Annotated in this window: 18 protein-coding genes; 12 read left to right on the top strand and 6 right to left on the bottom strand. The window is 34.0% G+C overall.

What is annotated here, in order from left to right:
• Positions 1 to 23: 23 nt before the first annotated feature.
• Positions 24 to 881 (top strand): ABC transporter ATP-binding protein, encoded by an 858-nt coding sequence (locus tag HNP25_RS17130; protein WP_184136129.1) that lies wholly within the window; start codon positions 24 to 26, stop codon positions 879 to 881.
• A 420-nt stretch (positions 882 to 1,301) separates the two neighbouring features.
• Entirely contained in the window at positions 1,302 to 4,853 is a 3,552-nt protein-coding gene (locus HNP25_RS17125; protein WP_184136127.1) for a nitrate reductase, read from the top strand.
• A gap of 112 nt (positions 4,854 to 4,965) precedes the next feature.
• Here HNP25_RS17125 and HNP25_RS17120 read toward each other — a convergent pair whose 3' ends face one another.
• Positions 4,966 to 5,364: a hypothetical protein gene (locus HNP25_RS17120; RefSeq protein WP_184136125.1), complete on the bottom strand. Its 399-nt coding sequence runs from the start codon at positions 5,362 to 5,364 to the stop codon at positions 4,966 to 4,968.
• 458 nt (positions 5,365 to 5,822) lie between these two features.
• On the opposite strand from HNP25_RS17120, the gene HNP25_RS17115 reads away from it, so the two are divergent.
• Complete coding sequence (locus HNP25_RS17115) at positions 5,823 to 7,274, top strand: rubredoxin (protein ID WP_184136123.1); 1,452 nt, start codon at positions 5,823 to 5,825, stop codon at positions 7,272 to 7,274.
• A gap of 290 nt (positions 7,275 to 7,564) precedes the next feature.
• Here the strand turns inward: HNP25_RS17115 and HNP25_RS17110 are convergent, their stop codons facing one another.
• Positions 7,565 to 8,044: a hypothetical protein gene (locus HNP25_RS17110; RefSeq protein WP_184136122.1), complete on the bottom strand. Its 480-nt coding sequence runs from the start codon at positions 8,042 to 8,044 to the stop codon at positions 7,565 to 7,567.
• A 26-nt stretch (positions 8,045 to 8,070) separates the two neighbouring features.
• Positions 8,071 to 8,640, bottom strand: coding sequence for an RNA polymerase sigma factor (locus tag HNP25_RS17105; RefSeq protein ID WP_184136120.1), 570 nt, complete (start codon positions 8,638 to 8,640; stop codon positions 8,071 to 8,073).
• A 144-nt stretch (positions 8,641 to 8,784) separates the two neighbouring features.
• Between HNP25_RS17105 and HNP25_RS17100 the strand changes: the two genes are divergently transcribed.
• The 4 genes from HNP25_RS17100 to trpB all read left to right on the top strand — a co-directional run bounded on the left by HNP25_RS17100 (position 8,785) and on the right by trpB (position 12,016).
• On the top strand, positions 8,785 to 9,168 hold the full coding sequence (locus HNP25_RS17100; protein ID WP_184136118.1) for a DUF6249 domain-containing protein: 384 nt from the start codon (positions 8,785 to 8,787) through the stop codon (positions 9,166 to 9,168).
• A gap of 319 nt (positions 9,169 to 9,487) precedes the next feature.
• Positions 9,488 to 9,946 carry a MaoC family dehydratase gene (locus HNP25_RS17095; RefSeq protein ID WP_184136116.1) on the top strand — a complete coding sequence of 153 codons (459 nt, stop codon included), beginning with the start codon at positions 9,488 to 9,490 and terminating at the stop codon, positions 9,944 to 9,946.
• A 235-nt stretch (positions 9,947 to 10,181) separates the two neighbouring features.
• Positions 10,182 to 10,829: a phosphoribosylanthranilate isomerase gene (locus tag HNP25_RS17090; protein ID WP_184136114.1), complete on the top strand. Its 648-nt coding sequence runs from the start codon at positions 10,182 to 10,184 to the stop codon at positions 10,827 to 10,829.
• Positions 10,826 to 12,016, top strand: coding sequence for a tryptophan synthase subunit beta (trpB, locus tag HNP25_RS17085; RefSeq protein ID WP_184136113.1), 1,191 nt, complete (start codon positions 10,826 to 10,828; stop codon positions 12,014 to 12,016). The genes HNP25_RS17090 and trpB overlap by 4 nt, the downstream gene beginning before the upstream one ends.
• 78 nt (positions 12,017 to 12,094) lie before the next feature.
• Here trpB and HNP25_RS17080 read toward each other — a convergent pair whose 3' ends face one another.
• The gene (locus HNP25_RS17080) at positions 12,095 to 12,604 is read right to left on the bottom strand and encodes a KdsC family phosphatase (RefSeq protein WP_184136111.1); all 510 of its coding nucleotides are present in this window, start codon (positions 12,602 to 12,604) and stop codon (positions 12,095 to 12,097) included.
• Positions 12,601 to 13,398: a Rossmann-like and DUF2520 domain-containing protein gene (locus HNP25_RS17075; protein WP_184136109.1), complete on the bottom strand. Its 798-nt coding sequence runs from the start codon at positions 13,396 to 13,398 to the stop codon at positions 12,601 to 12,603. Before HNP25_RS17075 ends, HNP25_RS17080 begins: the two co-directional genes overlap by 4 nt.
• 135 nt (positions 13,399 to 13,533) lie before the next feature.
• On the opposite strand from HNP25_RS17075, the gene HNP25_RS17070 reads away from it, so the two are divergent.
• The 5 genes from HNP25_RS17070 (at position 13,534) to HNP25_RS17050 (ending at position 20,625) form a co-directional block, all read left to right on the top strand.
• The gene (locus HNP25_RS17070) at positions 13,534 to 14,220 is read left to right on the top strand and encodes a glycosyltransferase family 2 protein (RefSeq protein ID WP_184136107.1); all 687 of its coding nucleotides are present in this window, start codon (positions 13,534 to 13,536) and stop codon (positions 14,218 to 14,220) included.
• A gap of 95 nt (positions 14,221 to 14,315) precedes the next feature.
• Positions 14,316 to 15,680 carry a cellulose synthase family protein gene (locus HNP25_RS17065; RefSeq protein WP_310587178.1) on the top strand — a complete coding sequence of 455 codons (1,365 nt, stop codon included), beginning with the start codon at positions 14,316 to 14,318 and terminating at the stop codon, positions 15,678 to 15,680.
• A 501-nt stretch (positions 15,681 to 16,181) separates the two neighbouring features.
• Positions 16,182 to 18,404: a DNA (cytosine-5-)-methyltransferase gene (locus HNP25_RS17060; RefSeq protein WP_184136103.1), complete on the top strand. Its 2,223-nt coding sequence runs from the start codon at positions 16,182 to 16,184 to the stop codon at positions 18,402 to 18,404.
• 4 nt (positions 18,405 to 18,408) lie between these two features.
• Entirely contained in the window at positions 18,409 to 19,551 is a 1,143-nt protein-coding gene (locus tag HNP25_RS17055; RefSeq protein ID WP_184136101.1) for a hypothetical protein, read from the top strand.
• Positions 19,552 to 19,554: 3 nt separating this feature from the next.
• Positions 19,555 to 20,625 carry a hypothetical protein gene (locus HNP25_RS17050; protein ID WP_184136099.1) on the top strand — a complete coding sequence of 357 codons (1,071 nt, stop codon included), beginning with the start codon at positions 19,555 to 19,557 and terminating at the stop codon, positions 20,623 to 20,625.
• A gap of 145 nt (positions 20,626 to 20,770) precedes the next feature.
• Here HNP25_RS17050 and HNP25_RS17045 read toward each other — a convergent pair whose 3' ends face one another.
• Positions 20,771 to 21,232, bottom strand: coding sequence for a hypothetical protein (locus HNP25_RS17045; RefSeq protein ID WP_184136097.1), 462 nt, complete (start codon positions 21,230 to 21,232; stop codon positions 20,771 to 20,773).
• Positions 21,233 to 21,436: the final 204 nt, after the last annotated feature.

Genomic DNA, 21,436 nt, shown 5'->3' with positions numbered 1-21,436 from the left:
ACGCTTCAAAAAATTATTTCAAAATGACAAACATCGTAAATCCAAATCAACTTGTTGATTCTGCAAGTGATTTCCACAAAATAAATAGCCGAGAAAATGCCATTGACATTAAAAATGTAACGGTTTCTTTCAATGGTTCAAAAGGTACTTTTACGGCGGTAAAAGACATTAGTTTAGAAGTAAAAAAAGGAGAAATTGTAGCCTTGATTGGTCACTCAGGTTGTGGAAAGTCAACGCTGATGAATACAATTTCAGGCATGGTAACACCTTCGTCGGGTGAAGTAATTGCCAACGGAAATATCGTAAAAGGCCCTGGGCCAGACAGAGGTATCGTTTTTCAAAATTATTCTTTACTACCTTGGATGTCAGTCTATAAGAATATTTACGAAGCCGTAGATTCTGTTTTGAAAGACAAAACTTCAGCTGAAAAACACGCCGTTGTTGACCATTATATTCAAATGGTGAACCTAACACCGCATAAAGATAAATTGCCAGGGCAATTATCTGGAGGAATGAAACAACGTGTGGCTATTGCTCGTGCTTTTGCTATCAATCCAAGTATTCTTTTATTAGATGAGCCTTTCGGGGCTTTGGATGCACTGACAAAAGGTTCGATGCACATTGAATTATTGAAACTTTGGAATTTGGATAATCGTAACAAAACCATCGTAATGGTAACACACGATATTGAAGAAGCCATTTTCTTAGCGGATAAAGTAGTCGTGATGAACAACGGCCCAGCGGCAACCATCAAGAAAATTGTGGATATTAAATTGCCACGCCCAAGAAACAAAAAAGATATTACCCACGACCCAGAATATATCAGCGTACATGATGAATTATTGAGTTTATTATTCGATAAATTCTCAATTGAAGATTAGCAAAGCCAATAAACAAAAATCCCGAAGTATTTAACTTCGGGATTTGAGACTCTTTCCATTGGCGGTTGGAATTTGAGTAAAATTGTTGACAAGAGTTTAAGGAGTCGAGATATAGCGGTATCTCATAATGGGTAATGAGCTTAACTATATGTCACAAGTATGATATGATGAAATATTCTTAGTTGAGACCTAAACAAATCTAAGAAATATCATACAGTTTTACAAGTGTTTTATTTAAAAAAATATAATTTTTTTTTGAAATAATTTAATAAAACAAATTATTGTCCGTCTAACTACTTATTTTTCAGAATATATACTCGGAAAATGATATATAAGCTACTTGCTTTTTTCCAATAAATTTTAAACAAAATCACAGGCCTATTTCTGAAATAAATGATAATTTATTTTAAACCATAAAAAATGAGCAGTAAATCAAATCATAAAAAATATAAGTCCACCTGCTCGTATTGTGGAGTTGGTTGTGGAGTGGAAATAACAGATTTGGGAAATGGCAAATTACAGCTTGAAGGCGATATAGAACATCCTTCAAGCAAAGGAATGCTTTGCTCAAAAGGAATGAATTTGCATTATACTGCAATGGATAAATCGGATAGATTACTCTATCCAGAAATGAGATTCAACCGAAGTATGCCTTTACAGCGTGTTTCGTGGGATACTGCCCTCGACCGCACCGCTGCCATTTTTAAAACATTTATCCAGAAGTACGGCCCCGACTCTGTCGGTTTTTATGTTTCTGGGCAATGCCTTACCGAAGAATACTACGTAATCAATAAGCTCATCAAAGGGTTTATTGGTTCTAATAATATTGATACCAATTCACGCCTTTGTATGTCATCGGCAGTGGTTGGTTACAAACTTACGCTGGGCGAAGATTCTGTGCCAGTTTGTTATGATGACATTGAATTAGCAGATTGTTTTTTTGTGACTGGAGCAAACCCAGCTTGGTGTCATCCGATTATTTGGCGAAGGGTAGAAGCTCATAAACAAGCTAATCCGAATGTAAAAATCATTGTAGTTGACCCACGACGTACTCAAACGGCATCGCAAGCAGATTTACATTTACAGATTCATCCCGGTACAGACATTACACTGACCAATGCCATTGGTAGAGTATTGATTGAAAATCAGTGGATTGACACAAATTTTATCACTAACAACACCGAAGGTTTTGAAGCCTATCAAATACAAGTATTTCAAAAAACCGTGGCAGAATCCGCAGACATTTGCGGAATTTCTGTTGAAAAAATTGAATTGGCAGCCAAGTACATTCACGAAGCAAAAGGTTTTTTATCAATGTGGACAATGGGTTTGAACCAGTCTGTTATTGGCGTAAATAAAAATCTTTCCTTGATTGACTTACATTTAATTACAGGAAAAATTGGTCGTGAAGGCAATGGTCCGTTTTCTTTAACAGGTCAGCCCAATGCCATGGGCGGACGAGAAGTAGGCGGTTTGGCAAATATGTTGCCTGCCCACAGAGATTTATTGAATCCCGCTCACCGTGAAGAGGTACAAGCATTTTGGGGAGGCACAAAAATTTCGGATAAAGCAGGTTTTTCCGCAACCGAAATGTTTGAAGCCTTGTCAGACGGCAGAATGAAAGCGATTTGGGTAGTTTGTACCAATCCTTTAGTAAGTATGCCCGATGTCACTTTGGTTGAAAAAGCCTTAGAAAAAGCCAAATTCGTTGTGGTTCAAGATATTTCAAATCGTTCAGATACTTTAAAATACGCAGACGTAGTATTACCTGCGGCGGCTTGGTTGGAGAAAGAAGGAACGATGACCAACTCTGAAAGAAGAATTACTCATTTACCAAAAATGCTGGATGCTCCAGGAGAAGCAAAATCAGATACAGAAATTATTAACCTTTTCGCACAAAAAATGGGCTTTGCAGAAGCCTTTAATTACGCTTCACTTTCGGAGGTTTACGACGAACATTGTCGTTCTACCAAAGGAACAAATATTGATATTTCTGGGCTTAATTATGAAATTTTAAAAGAAAAAAGAAGTGTTCAATGGCCTTATCCTGCTGATAATCAATCGGGAAAAATTGAAACTGAAGTTTTTGAAAAATTAAAAAATGAGCAAGGAACAAAACGCTTGTTTACAGACGGCAGGTTCTACACCTACAATCAAAAAGCAAAAATTCATGCTGTTCCAGACGAAAACCGTTCGGAAAGTACAGATGAAAACTTCCCTTTGGTAATGACCACAGGTCGCATCCGTGACCAATGGCATACGATGACCAAAACGGGGAAAGTCAATAAATTGAATCAACATATTGACCAACCTTATCTTGAGATTCATCCAGAAGATGCTTCGCAAAGAAATATTGTCGATAATCAAATTGTAGAAGTAATTGGTCGCAGAGGAAAAACACAAGTAAAAGCCAAAGTCACTACCGACGTAAAACAAGGACTTTGTTTTATGCCGATGCACTTCGGTAAAATTTTAGGAAGCGATTTCGGAAGAGCCAATAATTTAACCAATAGCCTTTACGACCCACGTTCAAAAGAACCAGATTTTAAGTTTACAGCCGTAGAAGTACGAGCATACATCAAATCACAGGAAAAAATTATCATCATCGGGGCGGGTTCTGCGGGTTTAGGCTTTATAAAGTCTTATCGAGAACTAAATAAGACTGACGAGATTCATGTTTTTTCAAAAGAAATCTATCCTTTTTATAATAGAGTAATGTTGCCAGATTATATTTCTGGCGCTCAGGACTGGTCGCAATTAGTAAAATTGCGTGAAGACCAATTCAAAGAAGCCAACATTCAAGTACACAAAGGCATAGAAGTATTAAATATCGACCGAAAAAATAAAACAATTGTTGATTCAGAAGGCAAGGAGCATACTTACGACAGGCTAATTCTGGGAATGGGTTCAAGGGCTTTTATGCCACCTTCAATTCCTAAAATTGCAGGAATTTTTAATATGCGTTCTCGGATAGATGCCGATAGTTTAATGCCATTTTTGAAACAAGAAAATCCGCACGCTTTGATTGTTGGCGGAGGTTTATTGGGACTTGAATTGGCGGCTTCTTTGCGTGAAATGAATATCAAAGTAACGATTGTACAGCGTACAAGCCGTTTTATGGACAGACAATTAGACCAATTAGGTTCTGAATTGTTGGCAGAAGAAATTTTAAACTTGGGCATAGAAATATTTTTCAACGACGAAGTATCAGCCTTTTACGGAACAGAAAAATTTCAAGGTGTTCGCTTGAAATCTGGAAGAAAAATAGAGGCACAAGTAGCCGTTTTTGCTATCGGTACTTCGCCCAATGTAGAAATTGCTCGTGCCGCAGGCATTGGAGTAAACCGAGGAGTAGTCGTGAACGATTACCTACAAACTTCTGATGAAAGTATTTTTGCCGCTGGAGAAATCGCTCAATGGCGTGGTCAAATGTGGGGAATTACCGCCGCTGCCGAGCAACAAGCCGATATTATAGCCAAATATATTGCTGGAGATTTTGCCAATTATTACAAAGGCTCGCTTTCAATGAATATTATGAAGATTCAAGGAGTACAATTATGCTCGCTTGGCATGATTGATACGCCTAAATCGCCTGATTATGAAGAGATTATTTTTATCGACAAAGCCAAACGCTATTATAAAAAATGTATCATTCACAACGATAAATTGGTTGGTGCAATTTTGATTGGCGATAAATCTGAGTTCTTGGAGTTCAAAGACTTAATCGGCAAGGGCATAGAATTATCCGATAAGCGTTTGGAATTATTGAGAAGTGGCAAAAAAGCTGACCCCGTAATGGGAAAATTGGTGTGTTCGTGCAATAATGTAGGCGAAGGGAATTTGAAAAATGCCATTGTAAATGGCTGTAAAGATTTTACGGCTTTGTGTTCACAAACAGGAGCTGGAATGGGTTGTGGAAGTTGCCGACCTGAAGTAAGAGTAATTTTAGAGAATTTAATAAAGATACTTTAGTAGAAGCTTAATATGGACATAAAAATAGGGAAGTTATCGTTAGACAGACTTCCCTAAATTCATTGTACGGAGGTTAAAAAACTGTTTTGTCATATTCGTTAATGTTTAAAGATTAACGGATAGCTACAACAACGTCACGGTTTGTGATAAGATTAGTTTTGATTTCAAAAGTTTTTGATTCAACAACATTCACATTTTGGCTGATAACTTCGATAGTATATTTTCCATCTGCTAAGCTAGAGAAATCGAAAGTTTTAGCGAATTTACCACCTTTAGTATCAACATATTCACGGTGAATTTCGTTTTTGTCAGCATCTGTAACTACAACTACAACTTTTTTACTAGCAACATTATCAACCCAAACATTGAAACTTAAAGAGTTATTTACTTGAGCGATTTTGCTTTTTACTAAGCCAGCAGATTCGTCAAAATTTGAAGCGAATGTATTTACGTTTGATAAACAAACCATAGTAACTGCTACGATAAATGCTTTAACTGTGTTCTTTTTCATGACTTTATTATTTAATTGTTATTAATGATAAAATTTATTAAAAGGATAATTTGTATTTTTCTAAGAATTTATTTTTCTGTATTAAAAGTATTTTCTATTTGGACGTCACTTAATAAAAGATGCTTTCGTTTGGAAAATGAAATTGATTTTAATTTTCAACTCAGCGCTTAGAATTTTATCCGTGTCATTCGTTTGACGATGTAAACTTAGAAAAGGATTTTGATATGTCAATCATGAAGAAGTAATTATTTTCACTTTTTCAAGAAAGTTCCTCTAAAAAAAATCATATTTATAGGAATAGTGCAATTTAAAAAATGCTATTTATATAAAATATTAAAATAGTTATATGAAGTTTTTACTTATAATACATATTTGATTTTCAGTATATTAAGTATAAATGACTACGATGTTACGCTAATTATTTATATATTTGATAAATTATTAAAATGATATTCAACATGAAAGATTACACATTACTTAAAATAAATCTAATTGGTGGAATTGTTTCTCCGGGTACTTTGCAAAGTATTCTTTTAGGAGCAAAATTAGCAGGCGTAAGAGAAGTAAGCTTCGGAGCAAGGCAACAATTGTTGATGTATGTTAAGTCTGAAATTGTTCGTGGAAGTAGTATTTTAGAATTTAAGAAAAAATTGTACGAAACTAATATTTCTTTTGAGGAGGATAGCGATTCAAAACCTAATATTATTTCTTCGTATTGTGCAGAAGAAGTATTCCCAACGGGTCAATGGATTTCGGAAGGGATTTATAAAGATATTTTTGATGGTTTCGATTATGAACCACAGTTGAAAATAAATATTTCAGATTCTCAACAGTCTTTTACGCCTTTTTTTACGGGGAATCTAAATTTTATTGCTTCCAATATTCAAAACTTTTGGCACTTGTACGTACGTTTCAAGCAATCCAACAAAATTTTCCGTTTTCCGATATTGATTTATTCTTTAGAAATCCCAAAAGTAAGCAAACGCATAGAAGACGTAATTTTGAATGCTGGTGAAATGAGCGAGCATGAAGTCTATGAAAAAGTAATTTCAAAAGGTGAAATAATCTCGCAAGTTATCCATGAAGATTTAGTCTTACCCAAATTTTCATTGCCATATTATGAAGGCTTTAATCGTTATGGCGAAAAAACTTGGTTAGGAATTTATAGAAGAAATGAAACGTTCCCGATAGCATTTTTATCTGAAATTTGCGATTTATGCCTTGAAACCAAAGTTGGTCAGATTTGTACAACACCTTGGAAATCATTGATTATCAAAGGAATTGAAAACAAACATAGAAACCTTTGGGATAAATTATTAGGCAGGTACGGCATCAACGTTCGTCATGCTGCTAACGAATTGAACTGGCAAGTAGAAGATTTATCACCAGAAGGTTTATCATTGAAAAAAGCCATCATTCGTGAATTTGATGATGAAGACGTTCGTACTTTTGGACTAAGTTTTGCCATTCAAACACGTTCAAAATCGGAAGTATTTGGTTCTGTTGTCATTAAGAAAAGAAAGATTTTTGCAGGAATTTCTCATGTATTTGATATTTATCATACAGATGACTTTAATCCGAACAATCGTACTTTAACTTTATTTGAGAAAGGTGTAAACAGAGCGCACGTTCCAGAAATTTTGCAACGTTTATCAAAACGCTTTTATGCAGTTAAGAAAGTAGATACAGCAGTAGTGAAAAAGGCGACTTTTAATAAAGAAGAAACCGAAGCAGAATTACATCAATGCAAAACGTGTTTTACCATTTACGATAGTCGATTCGGAGATGCTGAAAATGGTATTGCTGTAGGAGTAAAATTCTCGGAATTACCAGCTGATTATTGTTGCCCAATGTGTGAAAGCGAAAAAAGCGAATTTGAAGCAGTGAAAGCAGATAAATTATTGGTATAAAGTGTTTTAGTATAAAATAACATGAGTCATCCCGAATTTTTTCTTAGAATAGTGAGGTTTAGGACGATTTGAGAGGTTTTTTTATTTATTATTGTACAATCCTTACTTTTCTTGTCTTGAAACAAGAAAAGTAACAAAAGAAATTCAAGAATTCCTAAACTCGCTTCGCTCAAACAGTAGGAATTCGTTGCCCATCAATCATAAAAAAGCGGTCGAAATTAGTTTTTTGACCGCTTTTTTGTGATTTTAAAATTTGGGATGACTCATGTTTTTTATTGAGAATATAAAACTTAAAAGCTTCCAACATGATAATGTTTCTCAAAATAAGGTTTCAAGAATTTTTTGTCGATAAACTTCAGTAAAACCAATGTGTTAATCGTCAATAATCCATTGATAAAGAATTTATTTTGAAGAATATTCAAAATAGGATTCAAATCAACTTTCATCGTTGAAGGACTGCTTATTGAAAACACCATCATTAATGAAAGGATAAGTACGATACCTGCACCAATTAAAAAGTAAAAAGGTAATTTACTGGTCTTTCTTTCAAATACTTCTGCTTGTGCCAATTCCCATTTATCCATTAATTTATCGGTAAAATTAACGGCAGTTTTTTCAACAGGCATTACATCCAACATAGCGTGCGTTGCTGCATACTCTTGAAAAAGAGAACGATAAACTTCGTCGCTTAGCAATAGATTTTGATGACGGATAATTGTTTCCTCAGAAGCAATGCCATCAAGAATGTCAAAAATCTCTTCGTCTTTCATATTATTGTGCGTTTGAAAAATCAAACTTAGATTAATGTTCTTACTTCATTTCCTAAAATCCTTTTCATTTCTTCTGCTAATCGTTTTCTGGCTCTGCAAAGTTTAACTTTGGCTGTTTCGGCAGAAATTCCAACGATTTGAGCAATCTCTTCTAACGATTGTTCTTTCAAATAAAAGAGTGTTATCATCGTAACATCGTCGGCAGAAAGCTGGTTCAAGGCTTTTTGAATGTACTTTTTTTGTTCGTTTACTTTTAAATTATCGCTTGTATCAGCAGGAGCTTGTTGTGCAGCTTGTGAAATACTGATGTCTTCTGCCACAATATTTTTCTTCCGTTTAAACATCAAAGCAGCATTAAATACAATTCTGTAGAACCAAGTAGTAAATTTTGCTTCTTGATTAAAACTCGGTAAAGCATTAAAAGCTTGCATAAAAGCATCTTGAGAAACCTCTTCGGCATCCTCACGTGTGCCTACAATTTTATAGGCAACCGTAAAGGCATAATCTTTATGGCGATTAGCAAGCTCTCTGTAGCCCGACTGGTCGCCCGTTAATATGCGTTGGATGATTTGATTATCTGTTTCTTTGGTTTTCACACGGATGAGATGCAACAATCGTTCGAAAGGTTACAACAAGATAAACATTTTTTATTTTTAAAAATACCTGTAACCTCAAACAAGTTTCTCACATCATATCGGCAAGATTTTAAAAATTCACGAAAACAAAAAACTTTTTATAACATGGAAAATTTAGATAGCTTAGTTCCAATAGTAGGAATTATGGTGCCAATTGTAGCAATTATCAGCACTTTTACAATGATTGTATTTTTAAGAAAGTACGAAAACGATGAAAAAATGGCAATGATTGCTAAAGGCATTACTCCGCCCGATAAAAGCTCAAGAAGTTATAATGTCAATCCGAGTCACTCTTTGCGTTGGGGCTTTGTGTTGATAGGCTTTGGCGTAGGCTTATTGATGGGTAGCCTTTTAGAAAGTATTTTGAATATTGATGATGATGTAGCTCACTTTTCAATGATTTTCATTTTTGGTGGTTTAGGTTTGTTGGTTTCTTACTTCTATCAAATGAAACTCAATCAGAAAAATTTACCCGATAATAAAGAGTAAAATCTAAAGCATTTCTTCCCTAAAGTCCCCAAAAATCAATTTTGGGGACTTTTATTTTTATCAAAAACATTTTAACATTTCGTTAACAAGTTTTAACATTTCATTGAGAAATACCTTCAAGTTTTTGTCGTTATTTTGACACTACAAATCAGCAATAATACTTTGATTACGGATACAAGTACATTTTAAGAGCATCAATCAGATAAGATTTTTTAACCTCTAGCAATATCGAGCCTCCAACCTACGGGAACGGAGGCTTTTTTATTGTTCATTCAAAAGCCGTAAATTGTGAACATCATGTTCAACTCAAATATTTACAATGGTAATTTTCAAAGACCTTCAAGCACTAAAAAATAGCATCGGTACTGAAATTGGTACAACTGAATTCATGACTATTACACAAGAAATGATTAATGATTTTGCAAAAGCAACGCATGATTTTCAGTGGATTCATGTAGATGAAGTAATGGCAAAGCAATACTCTCCATTTCAACAAACAGTTGCTCATGGATTTCTTACTTTGGCTTTAGCACCTAAATTTTTAGCAGAATTATTAAAAGTAGAATCTGTAAAAATGGGTTTGAATTATGGTGCTAATAAAATTCGTTTCACGGCAGCTGTTCCAGCCGGAAGTAAAGTAAGTATGAAGGCAAGCATTTTGGAAGCTGAAGAAGTACAACCCAAAGGTTTGAAAGTAACGATGAATTGTATTTTTGAAATAGAAGGACAACCAAAACCCGTTTGTATAGCAGAATTAATTTCGGTGTTTTATGAGTAAAATACAAAAGAGTGTACTTTTGAAGCGAACACAAAATCATCAAAAATATACCTTTAAAAAGAAAAACCTTCTTGATAAACAAAGGGTTTCGGTATTATAATTCATGTTTATGCGATAAAATAGATGAATGTTCTGAGTTTCTATTGATTTTTGAGTAACAAAAATCCCTGATTTTCACTAACTTTGTTATTAATCAAGCATAAATAGAATAATAATTAATCGACCACTTAAAGAGATGAGATTAAAAGTTTGTGGAATGCGTAACTCTGATAATATCAAAGAGTTATTAGAACTTGGCCCCGACTATATGGGTTTTATTTTTTACGAAAAATCAAGCCGTTTTGTGGGGGAAGAATTAGATGAAGATTTATTGAAATCATTTCCTAATACGGTTAAAAAGGTTGGAGTTTTTGTGAATGCAACACAGGCATATATTTTGGATAAAGTAAAAAAGTACGCTTTAGATTATGTACAGTTGCATGGTGAAGAAATGCCCGATTTTTGTAGAAACCTTAAATTCAAAGGAGTAAATATCATCAAAGCTTTCTCGGTCGATAATCAATTCAATTTTGGTAAACTGCTCAATTTTAAACCCTATTGTGATTACTTTTTATTTGATACCAAAGGTGATTTAAAAGGAGGCAACGGAATTACGTTCGATTGGTCGGTTTTACGCCGATATGATAACGATAAACCATTTTTTTTGGCCGGGGGCATAGATTTAGACAACGCCGCCCAAGCTAGGGAGTTAGCAGGCTTAAAGATTCATTCGCTGGATGTAAACAGTAAGTTTGAAATATCACCAGCATTGAAAGACATAGAGAAATTAAGTGAATTAATTAAAATATTAAAACCAACAGAGGCAATCTTAACATCAATATGATAGCACCAGAAATATATAACGTAAACGAAAAAGGATATTACGGACAATTTGGTGGAGCATTTATTCCAGAAATGTTGTATCCCAACGTAGAAGAATTAAGAGTTTCTTACCTCAGCATCATGGCTGAACCTTCTTTTAAAGAAGAATTTGAAGCACTTTTGAAAGATTATGTAGGTCGTCCTACTCCCTTATTTTTGGCAAAACGTCTTTCTGAAAAATATAATACAACGATTTATTTAAAAAGAGAAGACCTTTGCCACACTGGTGCACACAAAGTAAATAATACTATTGGTCAAATATTAATGGCAAAGCGTTTGGGCAAACACAAAATTGTTGCTGAAACAGGTGCTGGTCAGCATGGTGTGGCTACTGCTACGGTTTGTGCTTTAATGGGCTTAGAATGTATCGTTTACATGGGCGAAATAGATATTCAGCGTCAGGCACCAAACGTGGCACGTATGAAAATGCTAGGAGCGAAAGTAGTGCCAGCAACAAGTGGCTCAAAAACTTTGAAGGATGCCACCAACGAAGCGATGCGTCACTGGATTAATAATCCTGTTGATACGCATTATATCATTGGTTCGGTAGTGGGACCTCACCCCTATCCAGACATGGTTGCTCGTTTTCAGTCGGTAATTTCTGAAGAAATTAAATGGCAGTTAAAAGAGAAAACAGGTAAAACAAATCCAGATTATGTAATTGCTTGCGTAGGCGGAGGTTCGAATGCAGCGGGGGCGTTTTATCATTTCTTGCACGACGAAGAAACAAAATTAATTGCCGCAGAAGCAGCAGGACATGGAATCAGTTCTGGGCTGTCGGCAGCGACTACTTTCTTAGGAAAACCAGGAGTTTTGCATGGAAGTAGAAGTATTTTGATGCAAACAGAAGACGGGCAAGTAGTAGAACCACATTCTATTTCAGCAGGTTTGGATTACCCAGGAATTGGTCCAATGCACGCACATTTATTCGAAAGTAAAAGAGCAACTTTCTTTGATGTAACCGACGACGAGGCAATAGAATCAGCAATGGAACTTTCTTTGTTAGAAGGAATCATTCCAGCCCTTGAATCGTCACACGCTTTAGCTGTTTTACCAAAATTAGGAGCGAAACCAGACGAAGTAGTAGTAATCAATCTTTCGGGACGTGGCGATAAGGATTTGGAAACTTATCAGAAGTATATCAAGTAATTGATTCATAATTTGTTAGTAATTAAAAAGGCTTTCTCTGTTTTCAGAGAAAGCCTTTTTAATTATAATTCTCATCGCTTAAAACTTCAACCACTCTCCCTTTGCTCTCATTACTTGTTCAATAACATCTCTTACTGCTCCTTTCCCTCCATTTTGTGGAGAAACATAATTGGCGATGGATAGAATCTCTTCACAAGCATCAGCAGGACAAGTAGCAAAAATATCTGGACGAAGCATTACTTCATAATCGGGTAAATCGTCGCCCATGTATAAAATATTATCTTCTGGAATATCTACACTAGCTAACCAATCTTGATAAATCTGTAATTTACTTTTTCCACCAGAACCCATAAAAACATCATGAATTTTTAGGTTTTGGAGTCTTTTTCTAACGCCTTCATGTTTTCCACCAGTAATCACACAGAAACGATAACCCGCTTGTACGGCACGTTCTATGGCATAACCATCTCTGATATGAAAAGTACGATAATGTTCGCCAGTTTCAAGTACATGCACTGAACCGTCAGTCATAACGCCATCAATATCAAAGACGAAAGAGGTAATTTTTTTAAAAGCTTCTAAATTCATTTGTCTCTTTGATGAGCAATCCCTTCGGATAAAGCTCGATAAATATGTTGATAGTCGGGCTGTTGTTTCAAGAAAAGTAAATGTTGATTAAGAATTTTTTGATCGCCCCGAACGGCTGGCCCAGTTTGTACTTTAAAAATGCTCTTAGCATCTATGGCTTTTTTGAAAGTTTCCTGAATCAGCGGTTTTAATAATTCAAACTCTAAATCGTTTTCTTCTAGTAGTTCTTGGGCAATTCCTAAGAGGTGATTGGTGAAGTTGCAAGCAAATACTGCTGAGACATGGAGTATCCTTCTTTCTTCTGAATTAACAGCATAAGTGATGTCTGAAAGTTCTTGTCCAAGAGTTATCAACATGTTTTCCACAGCCTCATTTTCTGATTCAATACAGATTGGGATTGTATTAAAATCCACGTGAAACGTTTTAGAGAAGGTCTGAACGGGGTAAAATACTCCAGTTTTGATAGGGATGTCGCTATAAACACGGAGTAATTCATCCATGTCGTGGAGTGACTTACTCCCAGAAGTGTGGATAAGTATTGCATCCAATGGAAGCATCAAATGTTTGATAACTTCGGCAATGGCATCATCAGAAACACATAAGAAAAATAATTGAGCTTCAGAATTTCTAAAGTCTAGCGAATTATGTACGCTAGCATTATAAAGTACTTTTGTAAGTGCTTCTGTATGTTTAGGGTTACGGCTATATACTTCCTCAATACTATGACCTATGTTTTCAAGTGCTTGAGATAGATGCCAAGCTACGTTTCCAGAACCAATAAATGAAATTTTCAAGATATGTTATTGTGATTAGTGTAGTATTTGGCGGATATACTACAGTCATTTAGATAGACAACTCATAATTTAACACAATATTAATCAAGGAAATCCTAAAAAAACTCAATTTTCAAGGTTTATCTTTGTAAAACCATGAAAAAAATAGTTGTCATTATTCCTGCTTTTAATGAAGAAAATGCGGTTGGCATTGTAATTCGGGAAATTCCTAAGCACTTGGTCGCTGAAATCATTGTCGTAAATAATAATTCTAATGACCAAACAGCCCAAATCGCCAAAGAAGCTGGAGCAACAGTGTTAAACGAAAACCGACAAGGTTACGGATGGGCTTGTTTAAAAGGAATTGACTATTGTAAACAGCAAAACATCTTGCCAGATATTGCGGTTTTTATGGATGCCGACCATTCTGACTATCCAGAAGAAATGTCCAGATTAATTAAACCCATTATCGAACAAAATTTCGATATGGTCATTGGTTCGAGAGCTTTAGGAAAAAGAGAAAGAGGCTCAATGACTCCCCAACAAATTTTTGGTAATTGGCTTGCTACCAATCTGATAAAAATATTTTACGGGGTTACTTATACAGATTTAGGTCCTTTCAGAGCGATTACTTTTGAAAAGCTTATTGCCATGAAAATGCAAGACACTACTTATGGATGGACGGTAGAAATGCAATTGAAAGCCGCTAAAATGAAACTAAAAGTAGCTGAAGTACCCGTTAATTACCGCTCAAGGATTGGGATTTCTAAAGTTTCTGGAACGCTGAAAGGGACAATCATGGCGGGTTATAAAATTTTAAGTTGGATTTTTAAGTATCTATAATTTTGGACAAACTCATCATCATTTTCTATACAATTCCCCTCTTATTTGTTTTCTGTTATAGTCTCATACAGCTCGATTTAGTACGCTTATATCTTTTGGCACATCGGAAAACACAAAGTATTTCAGCAAACAATCAATCTTTCCAACCCTTTATAACGATTCAATTACCCATTTTTAATGAGCTTTATGTCGTAGAACGTTTGATTGATGCAGTTTGTGCAATCAATTATCCAAAAGAATGCTTAGAAATTCAGATTTTAGACGATTCTACCGACGAAACCACAGAAATAATCTCAGGAAGGATAAAATACTATCAAAATTTGGGTTTTGACCTTGTGCATATCAGGCGGAATAATCGTGTTGGATTTAAAGCAGGTGCTTTGGCAGAAGGATTGTTGATTGCCAAAGGCGAATTTATTGCCATTTTTGATGCCGATTTTCTGCCTGATAAAACCTTTTTAGAAAAGACAATCCCATACTTTCAAGATGAAAAGATTGGAATGGTACAAACACATTGGACGCACCTCAATCGAAACTTTTCGATGATTACTGATTTGCAAGCTTTTGGTTTAGATGCACATTTCAGTATAGAACAAGTGGGAAGGAATTTTGGGGGGCATTTTATCAATTTTAACGGAACTGCGGGTATTTGGAGAAAAAATACCATTAATGATGCAGGCGGTTGGTCGGCAGATACCCTTACAGAAGACCTAGATTTAAGTTATAGAGCACAATTGAAAGGTTGGAAATTTCATTATTTAGAAGCATTAGCCTCTCCCGCAGAATTACCCATTGAAATGAATGCCTTGAAAACCCAACAAAGACGTTGGTCGAAGGGTGCGGCAGAATGCGCTCGCAAACATTTATGGAATGTCTTGAAGGCTACCAATATTTCATTTACTACTAAAATTCACGCTTTTTTTCACCTCTTGAACTCAGCCGCTTTTATTTGTATGTTGACCTTATCGGTGCTGAGTGTAGTCATTCAAAGCATCGTTAAAAGTTCAAATCAATACCATTTTTACTTTCAGTTGATTGGCTTTTTCCAGATAAGCTTAGTGTTTTTAGCCATTTTTTATTGGTTTGGAAACCGAAAGTTTGTCCATTTTACTGTCTTTTTGATAAAATTTCCTTTGTTCCTATCTTTTATGATGGGACTTTCGCTACATAATTCTTTAGCAGTATTAGAAGGCTATTTTGGTAGAAAAACACCATTTGTACGTACTCCTAAGTTTAATATTGTCAACCAAAGTACATCGTGGACAACTAACAAATATTTATCAGGCACCATCAGTAGTTTAACCATTATAGAATTGTTTTTGATGATATTTTTCGGCTGGGCAACTTGGCGAGACTGGCAATTTCAGGACTACCAATTAATGTTTTTCCACACCATGTTTACCTTCGGTTTTGCTTCCGTAAGTCTGCTTTCTATTTTCCATCAACTCATCCGAAAGTAAAAAAGCTTAAAACCCAAGCCTGCCATTCCTACAAACCTTAGCCAAACTCATGGCTTTTTGCAAGAATGTAATTAACACCAATATTCTCTTATTTCATTTTGCGGTTTTCTTCATTTTTATACGGGAAATTGCGTGAAAAAGATAGGTGAAGCTATCTCCGAGATAGGATGTTCCATCTTTTTTACGCAAAAAACCGCAAAAAAGATAGGTCAAGCTATCTCTGAGATAGCTCGACCTATCAAAAAGACGGGATGACCTATCTTCGAGATAGCTTGTTGGTTCTTTTTGATGGATTGATATACCTTTTAGATGATTAAGGTTGAGTTTAAGATGCTTTTAGCCCATTTAATTGGTTTTTGTGGGGTATGTGTCAAAATATAAAAACCGATGGCAAGGAGTTGTTGCAAAGACATTAAGGAGATAATTTCTTTTGCTAAAACTAAATTATTGTAAATGTGAAGTTTGTCCGTAAATTTGTCCGCTTTGAAATATAATACTAAGATGATAAATGTAAAATTTTACCTTGATAAAGAAGACAAGAGCAAGAACTTTCCAATTCATCTTGTTTTAAGACAAAAAGAGGCTCAAGTGAAAGTCTCAACAGGGGAAAAAATAATGAAAAAAGATTGGGATGGGAAAAACCAATTAGTGAAGGGCTCAGATTATAGACATAAATCAATTAATAAATTCTTACTCTTTCTAAAACAGGAAGTAGAAAAGTATTTTGATAATGCTCCACATTCTCACCATACGGATAAAAAAATTAAAGAAATGATTTCGGAACTTGTTAATAGTCGAAAAGCAAATACAGAAAAAATAATGATTTGTGAAGATATAATTGAATTTGAAAAGAAAGAAAAAGTAACATTTGTCGATTTGTTTGCAGGGGCAGGAGGTTTTAGTGAAGGTTTTTTACAAGCTGAAAATGGGAATCGGATTTATGACTTTTTATTAGGAAGTGATATTAATGAAAACTGCGAATTAACACATCTCGCAAGATATAATTTTCAATTAGAACTTGATGCTGAATTTCTACGTCAAGATATTACAGAAGTAGATTTTTTGGATAATTTGCTAAAAAAGTTAAATGGTAAAACGGTAGATGTAGTGTGTGGAGGTCCGCCTTGCCAAAGTTTTAGTTTGGCAGGTAAAAGAAAAAAATTTGATAAAAAAGATGATTTGTTTTCTCATTATCTCAAAGTAATTAGACAGCTAAGACCTAAGTATTTTGTGATGGAAAATGTAAAAGGAATTTTAACAAAAGAAGAAGGGAAAATTTGCGATATGATTTTACAAGAAATAAAATCTATTGTTGATTTACAAGAATTTGAGCAACTTTTGACTTTTGTGAGCCATTTGAAGAAAGTAGAAAAAAAGCAACCCTTTTTATTAGATTGTTATAATCTTCGTTTACAATTCGAGACCGTCATTGATAAACCTCTTGAAAAATTAAGAGACAGTTACATACAAAATATTGAGAATAAATTTAGAGTATTAACACCCAAAATTGTTGATTACAAAACAAGTAAGACAGACAAAAACATTGCTACAATTCGTCATGGTTTTAATCTCTTAAAACGAAGTAATGAACTTGCCTATATTCGTAAAAAAGTAATAGCAGAGAAAGCTTTTTCTGATTTGGATAATGATTTTTTTGCCGAGAAGTTTGATGATTTTTTAATAGCTATTGACCCAGATTCTATTTTAGAAAATATCAAAATGGCATTTGGCAATTTAAAGCCATCTGAAACATATTCAGATGAAGTAAAAGAGATTACAGAAGCCCTTGAAATTTATAATTACTCTTTTGATGAATGTGTAAAGAGATTGAAAGAGTTTGCCATCAATAGTAATAAAGAACAAGAGTTTGAAGATATACTATCACATATTCGTTTGTATAAAATCGAAAAACCTTTTGTTGCATTGGCATCTAATTATGGTGTACCACAAAACAGAGAAAGAGTTTTATTTATAGGATGTAGAAAAGACCAAAAACTGATTAGTGATATTCCTCCTACGGTTTCAGAAGATGAAAAAGTTACAGTATTTGAGGCATTATATGATTTAGATTTCGTAGGAAATGATGATGAAAAATTTCAATATGCTGAGATTGATTTAAAAGCAAAGTATAATGGTTCTACTCAAAAAATGAAAGCTTTATTGAAGAAGAGAACAATAGATGGTAAGGTTAATGAGAAATCTGGTTTGTCTTATGCAGAATGGTCAAGAAAAGGAAGATTGAGTAAACGTTTTGCTAATGCCAAAAAGCCTTTTTATGTAAGGAATTTTGAAGAGCTAAATGATAATTTGTCTCTTGTAGCACCATTACATAATCATAAAACGAGTAAACAAAATGATGATGTTATTAAAAGGCTTGGCGTTATTTTGAATACTGGAGATTATGAACAGGCCAAAAAAGAATTAAAAGCAATTGGACTTGATTCTGAAAAAAGAAACTATAATGTGTTAAAGCCCGATAGTCAGAGTCCAACAGTAATGACAATACCAGACGATTATATACATTTTTCAAGTCCGAGACCTTTAACGGTTAGAGAAATGGCAAGGCTACAATCCTTTGATGATTCATTTGTTTTTCAAGGAAAACGCACAACAGGCGGGAAAGATAGAAAACACACAGTACCTCAGTACACTTTGGTTGGAAACGCAGTACCACCCTTAATGGCAAAAGCAATAGCATTAGAAATTTTAAAACATATCAAATAAGAAAATGAGCTCACTGAAAATTTTAGGATATACTAAGGATTGTAGGACAAATACTTCTGTTGTTTATGCAGAAATCTTAATGAACGATTATTTAAGTTTAGTAGGAACAGATTTTGATAAATTTGAAATTCAAAGGAAGCGGGTTGAACCCAAAAAATATGCTAGATTGAAAGATGATATATCAAAAGGGGCACTGTTGCCAGGAATTACACTCGCCATTGATTATTTAAAAGTAAACATGTTTTTGGATTCTGTTGAAAGCCAAGATTCTGAAACTTTGCAAATGACTTTGAATAAATCTGAAGATATTTATATTTTAGATGGTTTACAACGAAGCTACATAATCAAAGATTTAGTGGATGAAGGCATTGTTTTTCAAAAAGAACAAAAAATTCTCCTTGAAATTTGGTTTGAAGAAAAGATAGAACACCTAATTTATAGATTAATAGTTCTTAATTCTGGTCAAAAACCGATGTCTATGAGACACCAAGTTGAGCTTTTATTCATGACATTAAAAAGAGATATAGAAAAAGAAATTCCGGGGTTAGAGATATATTTAGAGAAAGAGGCAACAATTAGAAACCATTCTAACAAGTTTCCCTTTGATAGAATAGTAAATGGGTACTATAGTTATATTACAAAGAGTCCAGAAATAGAGAGAGATAATTTAGTCGTAAAAAAGATGAATGAAGATGATATTCTTTCATCTAAGGAAGAAGAGTTGAATGGTTCTTATAGTTTATTCATTAAATACCTAAAGTTTTATACTAGTATAGACATAGAATTTTATAGAATATATAGTAATAACAATGGAGATTTAAGTTCTTTTAAAAATTGGTTAGCTGAAGAAAATACAATAAATGCTTTTTTTGCAGCTTTGGGTAAGTATGCAACTGAAGACCGAAAAATTAAAAGAGTTGATACTTCATTAGAAAAATTATATTCAGAATTAAAAGAGTCTAGAGAAGGGGGTAATCATGATCCTTTTTTTTTAAAACACTTTAAGGAGATAAAAGGCGGTATAGATTCCAAAAAAGTAAATGTAGGATATGGAACAAGAAAGTTGATAATGGAAGGTTTTAGAGAGTTCTTCATGAATGAAGGCGAAGAATCATTTTTAGAATGTTGGAAATCAAGTGCGAGCTAATCTATGTTACTATCTGAAATTGAACTTATTAAATCTGATGTTCATTCTCCAGTCCAAATTACTGATGTATTTGAATTAGAGGAGTTTATTGTCATCAACAATTATGTGTGCCTAAAAGTAGATAGGGTTTCCAATTCATATGAAAAAGATAATCCAATACCAATAAGTTTAAATGGTATTGTCAATGGATATTTGATTTTTACTAAAGAGAGAGAAAGTATAGAAATATCATTAATGAGTGAATTTGAGTTCATTTCATTTCTGACAGTTTCAAACTATTCTGATTATTCACAACAATCCTATAAATTTGAGGCTGATTTTTTATTAATAGAGGCTAACTTTTTTCTTGATTATATATCTTTTTATCAGAAAACATCAATGTTGTGGGGTGGATTTGTTCATAAACTAAGTTCTGATTCTCCATCTTCGAGATATAGAATTAATTTAAATAGTATAGAAATTGGAAATAAACTAAAAGAGTTAGATAGTTATTCTTATGAAAGTTGCGTAAGAGCTATAGAACAACCATATGCTTTTGAAAGATTTTTGAAACTATATCATTTATTAGAGTTACAGTTTGACTACTTTGTGATTAATAAAATAAAGAATCTTACTATCCCTCACGATTCCAATAATATTGGAAAAATATTAAATGAATATTCTAACAAAGAAATTGAACGACTTAGTGATTTAATAGAAACAAATTGTATAGATATTAATTCTTTGGGACAAAAGTTGTCTTTAGTTTCATCATTTCAACAAATAGCAGAAGATATTTTTATTCATTTTGGTAAATCCAATTCACCAAATCACCTTACTACTGATATTAACAAATTTAGGAGTGTTGTTAATTCTGGGAATTTCACAGAAGAAAACCTTAGGTTACTCAAAGTGACATCTGATTATCCAAAATTTATCTGTAAACTTACAGCATATTGGATTTATAGAATTAGATGTAGTATAGCACACAATAAAATAGGTGAATATCTTTTATCTTGGAATGATGAAAACTTTATTGTAGAGTTTGGGGAGCCCTTACTAAAAGAAGTACTCATACAATATTTTAAAGAATGAAACTATTTTAAATAGAATTTACGATTTAGAGATATATTAAAAGACCTATCATTTTCACTAAGCAAAGTTTATTAAATACAAAATCTTCAGTAAAGAATCTTTTTAAAATAATAACGGTCAGGTGTATTGCCTGACCGTTGTTGTTTTAAGCCTTCTTGCCTCTAAAACCTACAAAACGTTTGGATAAATCGTCATAGATTTCTTTGGCTCCGGGTTGTTTGGCATCTGCATGAAATTTTACATTCTTGTAATATGCCAAAGCAGCCTCATAGGCTTCTGAGCCTGAAAGCAAGGAAATATCTCCGATGCTTTTAGAAATTTGTAGCGCATAGATTAAAAAATGCTTGCTGATTTTGTAAGCTTCTAAGTCGATTTCTGCATCGGAAGCATCTACAAAAGGGGGTTTAAACTGAGGCGCTGTAGCCATATAGCCTATGGCTTTTTCGGTAAAGGGTAAATTGCCATCTGCCATCTTTGCCAAACCACTTATATCATTAGCACTTAATACTATGCTTTTGGGTTGAATGATTTGCACAATGGCTAAAAGATGTTGGGTAAGCTGAGTTTCTTCAGCTTCGGTCAAGGAGAAAGCGATACGGTTTTCCATGATTTTAGAGGGGTTTAAATGGATGTTTTATGAAGCCAAATAACATCACCACAAGAAGTATAATAAGCCTTATAGACGGTTTATTATCAGATAAGGGTAGAGGCTATTTAACAATTGAAAATAAGTACTTTAACTGATATTATTGTCGATAATTTAGTTTACGGTCGATTTTATTAGATAAGTGATATTTTCGCTTGTTTAGGC

Origin of the sequence: Arcicella rosea (assembly GCF_014204325.1) — a bacterium.
In the GTDB taxonomy this organism is placed as follows: Bacteria; Bacteroidota; Bacteroidia; order Cytophagales; family Spirosomataceae; genus Arcicella; species Arcicella rosea_A.
The sequence above is the reverse complement of the archived record's forward strand: the minus strand, read 5'-3'. Positions and strand labels throughout refer to the sequence as shown.

Coding starts and splice junctions, on each gene's coding strand:
- HNP25_RS17100 (WP_184136118.1), top strand. CDS start 8,785: ATGGAAAATTTAGATAGCTTAGTTCCAATAGTAGGAATTATGGTGCCA.
- HNP25_RS17070 (WP_184136107.1), top strand. CDS start 13,534: ATGAAAAAAATAGTTGTCATTATTCCTGCTTTTAATGAAGAAAATGCG.
- trpB (WP_184136113.1), top strand. CDS start 10,826: ATGATAGCACCAGAAATATATAACGTAAACGAAAAAGGATATTACGGA.
- HNP25_RS17120 (WP_184136125.1), bottom strand. CDS start 5,364: ATGAAAAAGAACACAGTTAAAGCATTTATCGTAGCAGTTACTATGGTT.
- HNP25_RS17125 (WP_184136127.1), top strand. CDS start 1,302: ATGAGCAGTAAATCAAATCATAAAAAATATAAGTCCACCTGCTCGTAT.
- HNP25_RS17055 (WP_184136101.1), top strand. CDS start 18,409: ATGAGCTCACTGAAAATTTTAGGATATACTAAGGATTGTAGGACAAAT.
- HNP25_RS17050 (WP_184136099.1), top strand. CDS start 19,555: ATGTTACTATCTGAAATTGAACTTATTAAATCTGATGTTCATTCTCCA.
- HNP25_RS17095 (WP_184136116.1), top strand. CDS start 9,488: ATGGTAATTTTCAAAGACCTTCAAGCACTAAAAAATAGCATCGGTACT.
- HNP25_RS17110 (WP_184136122.1), bottom strand. CDS start 8,044: ATGAAAGACGAAGAGATTTTTGACATTCTTGATGGCATTGCTTCTGAG.
- HNP25_RS17045 (WP_184136097.1), bottom strand. CDS start 21,232: ATGGAAAACCGTATCGCTTTCTCCTTGACCGAAGCTGAAGAAACTCAG.
- HNP25_RS17115 (WP_184136123.1), top strand. CDS start 5,823: ATGAAAGATTACACATTACTTAAAATAAATCTAATTGGTGGAATTGTT.
- HNP25_RS17130 (WP_184136129.1), top strand. CDS start 24: ATGACAAACATCGTAAATCCAAATCAACTTGTTGATTCTGCAAGTGAT.
- HNP25_RS17080 (WP_184136111.1), bottom strand. CDS start 12,604: ATGAATTTAGAAGCTTTTAAAAAAATTACCTCTTTCGTCTTTGATATT.
- HNP25_RS17090 (WP_184136114.1), top strand. CDS start 10,182: ATGAGATTAAAAGTTTGTGGAATGCGTAACTCTGATAATATCAAAGAG.
- HNP25_RS17060 (WP_184136103.1), top strand. CDS start 16,182: ATGATAAATGTAAAATTTTACCTTGATAAAGAAGACAAGAGCAAGAAC.